Source organism: Roseicyclus sp. (genome assembly GCF_052168335.1).
In the GTDB taxonomy this organism is placed as follows: domain Bacteria; phylum Pseudomonadota; class Alphaproteobacteria; order Rhodobacterales; family Rhodobacteraceae; genus Roseibacterium.
Genome location: NZ_JBQLZP010000577.1, coordinates 1 through 4200, shown reverse-complemented (window position 1 = coordinate 4200; position 4200 = coordinate 1). Strand labels below are relative to the sequence as shown.

Genomic DNA, 4200 nt, shown 5'->3' with positions numbered 1-4200 from the left:
TCGTCTTCCTCCTGGCGATGCTCGCCGTCTTCGGCGCAGGCTGGATCATCGCGCCGTGAACGCCCATTGCGGGGCGGGCGGGGCGCCATGCCGGAACATGAAGCCGGGCGAGGGGTTTGCCTTATCATGAGGCCGGGGGACACCGATCCTCACCCGGGGCGGACGCCGCGGAGGGCGCTTCTCGTGGCCGCGGCGGCCTGCTTCTGCGGATTCGCCGCGCTGGCGGCCGCGGTGCCGGGCGGGGCGACCCTCGGCTTCGACCGCGCGCTCCTCCTGGCCTTGCGGGCGCCGGGCGATGCCGCCGATCCGCTCGGGCCGGAATGGCTCGAGAAGGCGGCGCGGGACCTCACGTCGCTCGGCAGCGTCTTCGTCCTCTGCCTTCTCGCGGCGGCCGGGGTGGGCGTGCTCCTGCGCATGGAGCGGGGCAGGGCGGCCGTCTTCGTCCTGGCCTCGACCGGTGGCGCGGTGCTCCTGTCGCGTCTCGCCAAGGACCTCGTCGACCGGCCGCGTCCGGATCTCGTCCCGCATGGCGACATGGCCCTCTCGGCGAGCTTCCCCTCGGGGCACGCGATGCTGTCCGCCGCCACGTATCTCACGCTCGCGGGCGTCGCCACGCGGATGCTGGCGGACCCGCGGCCGGGCCGCTGCGCGATCGTCCTCGCGCTGGCGCTCACGGGCCTCGTCGGCGCGAGCCGGGTCCATCTGGGCGTCCACTGGCCCACGGACGTGATCGCGGGCTGGCTCGGGGGCGCGGGCTGGGCGCTGCTCTGCCTTCGGGTGGTGCGCCTTGGGGCGGAGCCGGGGGCGACGCCGCGACAGACAGGAAAGACAGGGAGACTTGAGACATGACGGACGTGTGGTTGCCGCTTCTGGGGGGCCTCGTGCTTCTGATCGCGGGGGGCGAGTTCCTGGTGCGGGGGGCGGTGAACGTGGCGACGCGGCTCGGCGTCTCGCCGCTCGTGGTCGGGCTCACGCTCGTGGGCTTCGGCACCTCGACGCCCGAACTGGTGACCTCGGTGCAGGCGGCGCTCTCGGACGCGCCGGGCATCGCCTACGGCAACATCGTGGGCTCCAACATCGCCAACATCCTCCTGATCCTCGGGATCGCGGCGCTCATCGCCCCCATCGCCGTCGCCTCGCAGGCGCTGAGGCGGGACGGCGCGGTCATGCTGGCCGTCGCGGTGGTCTTCGCGGGGCTCGCGGCGGTCCTGCCGATGGGCCGTCCCGTCGGCGCGGCCTTCGTCGCGGCGCTCGGCCTCTACGTCTGGCTCGCCTTCCGGCAGGAGCGCGTGGCGGCGCCCGACCACGGCGCGGTCTACGACAAGAGCCTCGCCCTGCAGGGGGCCGACCCCGCGCTCGCGCCGCCGAAGACGGCGGGCCAGCCGCTCCTCGTGTCGCTCCTGATCGCGCTCGCGGGCCTCGCCCTCGTGGTGCTCGGCGGGCGGTTCCTGGTCGAGGGCGCGGTGTCGCTCGCGCGCGGCTTCGGCATCTCCGAGACGGTGATCGGGCTGACCATCGTCGCCGTCGGCACCTCGATGCCGGAGCTTGTCACCTCGGTCGTGGCCGGCATCAGGAAGCAGGGCGACGTGGCCTTCGGCAACATCGTCGGCTCCAACATCTACAACATCCTCGGCATCGGCGGGTTCACCGCGCTGATCGCGCCCGGCGCCGTGCCGCCCGAGATGGTCTCCTTCGACAACCTCGTGATGATCGGCGTCTCGGCAGCGCTGCTCCTCGTGGCCTGGACCGGCCTCCGGATCTCGCGCGCCGAGGGGCTGGCGCTCCTGGCGGGCTACGGCGCCTATGTCTGGCTGATCTGGCCATGAGACGAACGCCAAGACCTTCGACCCGAGCACATGGACGCTTCCGCCCGCCCTCGGCGCGGCCTCACCGGACCTGGTGGCGTCGGTCCTGCTCGTGCTCGTGCTCTGGGTCGCGCGCATGGTGGTGGTGCGGCTGATCCGGATGCGGAGCGAACTGCCCCCGCATGTGCTCCGCCGCTGGATCGCCACCAGCCGGAACGTCCTTCTGTTCCTCCTGCTCCTCGGGCTCGTCCTGATCTGGGCGCCGCAGCTGCGGACCTTCGCCCTGTCGCTCGCCGCGGTCGCGGTCGCCATCGTGGTGGCGACGAAGGAGATGATCCTCTGCGTCTCGGGTTCGCTCATGCGCGCCTCGACGCGGGCCTTCACGGTGGGCGACTGGATCGAGGTGTCGGGCGTGCGGGGCGAGGTCGTGGACCACACGCTGCTGGCCACCACGATCCAGGAGTTCCAGCCGAACTCGTTCCATTACACCGGGCGCACGGCCGTCGTTCCGAACAGCGTCTTCTTCGCCTCGCCGATCCGCAATCTGACGGTGGTGCGCGACGACACCTTCCACAGCTTCGCCATCACGACCGAGCCGGACATCGATCTCACCGCAAGCGGAGACGACATCGCCGCCATCGTGGAGCGGCACTACGGACCGCACCGGGAGGAGGCGGCCCGCGCGAACGCCCGGATCGAGCGGCGGAGCGGGGTCGACATCCTCGACCCCGAGTGCCGCCTCCGCTTCTCCACGACCGAGCTCGGAAAGCCGCGCGTCACGATCAGCCTCTTCTGCCCCACGCACCTCGCCGAGCCGCTCGAGGACGCCGTCACGCGGCAGGTCATGGGCCTGATCCAGGCCATGCGGCGCGAGGAACCCGCCCCCGACGCGCCGGATTGATCCCCGAAGCGGGGGCCCGACCGGCGCCTCGCCCACGAAACCCGACGGGAGACGGACATGGCCCTCCTGACGACGGTGCTCGACGCGCTCGGGCTCGTGACCGCCGCGGCGGCGGCGTGGTTCTGGTGTCTCTCCGGAACCCGCAGGCTGCGTCGCGTGTCGCGCTTCGAGGAGCTCGACAACGCCGACCTCAACCGCATCGTCACGGCCTTCAACCGGGCCTCGATCCTGAACCGCCAGGCGGCGAAGGCCGCGGCGGCCTCCGCGGTGGCGCTCGCGCTGCGCTTCGCGGTGGATCTCGCGGCGCGGGTCTGATTGCGCCGATGCCGACCGCGAACGACGATAACGCCACCGCCGGAGACGGCACGCGCCCCAAGGTGGAGATCGGCTGGCTCCTCGAAGGCGACCTGCCCGAACCGCAGCGGGACGCCGCGCGGGAGGCCGCGGTCGAGATGGGGAGGTCGCTCGCCGCCTGCCTGCCCGGTTTCGACTGGGTCATCGAAACGCAGGAGCGGCCCGCCGCCGCCTCCGAGAGCGGCCGGGTCGAGCCCGTGCGGCTGCTCGATGCGGCGGAAATCGACCGGGATCTCCGCGGCTGGGACTTCGCCTTCGTGGTCACGTCGCGCGCGTTGCGCGGCCGCGAGCGGGAGCGCGTGCTCGGCGTCACCGCCGGCATCTTCGCCACCGCCATCGTCTCGACGGCCTTCCTCGACGACAACGCCCACGCGAAGGCTCCGCTGTCGCCGCGCCTCCACGCCCTCGCGCTGCATCTCTTCGGACGGCTGAACGGGGTCTCGCCCGACACCGCGCCGGGCTGGATGCGTGGTGTTGAGGGACCGGCCGATCTCGACGGACCCGGTGGCTTCGCGCCGGAGGCCGCGGACGCCCTCGCGGCGCGGATGGAGGAGGTCGCGGACCTTCGGGTCGAGGAGATGGGCGGGCGGGCTCGGGGACGGCTGGGGTTCTACGCCCGTTCGCTCTGGCAGAACCGGGGCGCCCTGCCGCGCGCCATCCTGCGGATGCGGCCCTGGAGCTTCCCGCTGCGCCTGCGCCGGTTGACCACCGCGGCGGGATCGGCACTCGCGGTCCTCGTGATGACGGCGGAATCCTGGGAGGTCGCCGCCAATCTCTCACCCTCCGCGATCGCGGTCCTGTCTCTCGCGGCCATCGCTGGCACGAGCGCCTACCTGATCCGCGTCCAGCGCCTGCTCGCCGCCCGCCAAGGGCCGCTGCGCGAGCAACGCGCCGTGAGCAATGCGGGTACCGTCATGGCCGTCGCCGCGGGCATGGCGGTGACCTATGCCGGCGTCTTCGCGATGGCCGGGCTCCTCGCTGCGGGTCTCTTCGGGGACGAGCTTCTGGCCACCTGGACCGGGGCCTCCGAGAGAGAGGCGGCGTCCCTCCGGCTTCGTCTCGCTGCCCTCGCGGCCTCTCTCAGCGTCGTCATCGGTGCCCTCGGCGCGTCGTTCGAGCCCTACGGTTACTTCCGGCACG

At 72.5% G+C, this 4200-nt stretch carries 5 protein-coding genes; all 5 read left to right on the top strand.

The features are described 5' to 3' along the window. Window positions 1-183: 183 nt before the first annotated feature. Window positions 184-849: a phosphatase PAP2 family protein gene (locus tag ACTS11_RS17790; protein WP_442641634.1), complete on the top strand. Its 666-nt coding sequence runs from the start codon at window positions 184-186 to the stop codon at window positions 847-849. Continuing rightward, complete coding sequence (locus ACTS11_RS17785; RefSeq protein ID WP_442641633.1) at window positions 846-1826, top strand: calcium/sodium antiporter; 981 nt, start codon at window positions 846-848, stop codon at window positions 1824-1826. The genes ACTS11_RS17790 and ACTS11_RS17785 overlap by 4 nt, the downstream gene beginning before the upstream one ends. Before the next feature lie 73 nt (window positions 1827-1899). After that, window positions 1900-2706 carry a mechanosensitive ion channel domain-containing protein gene (locus tag ACTS11_RS17780; RefSeq protein WP_442641632.1) on the top strand — a complete coding sequence of 269 codons (807 nt, stop codon included), beginning with the start codon at window positions 1900-1902 and terminating at the stop codon, window positions 2704-2706. 57 nt (window positions 2707-2763) lie between these two features. After that, window positions 2764-3021 carry a hypothetical protein gene (locus ACTS11_RS17775; RefSeq protein ID WP_442641631.1) on the top strand — a complete coding sequence of 86 codons (258 nt, stop codon included), beginning with the start codon at window positions 2764-2766 and terminating at the stop codon, window positions 3019-3021. Window positions 3022-3029: 8 nt separating this feature from the next. Further along, window positions 3030-4200: hypothetical protein (locus ACTS11_RS17770; protein ID WP_442641630.1), on the top strand; the 1171-nt coding region annotated here is incomplete at its 3' end.

Bases quoted from the DNA above. Each gene is read 5' to 3' on its own strand.
- ACTS11_RS17785 (WP_442641633.1), top strand. From the start codon at position 846: ATGACGGACGTGTGGTTGCCGCTTCTGGGGGGCCTCGTGCTTCTGATC.
- ACTS11_RS17775 (WP_442641631.1), top strand. From the start codon at position 2,764: ATGGCCCTCCTGACGACGGTGCTCGACGCGCTCGGGCTCGTGACCGCC.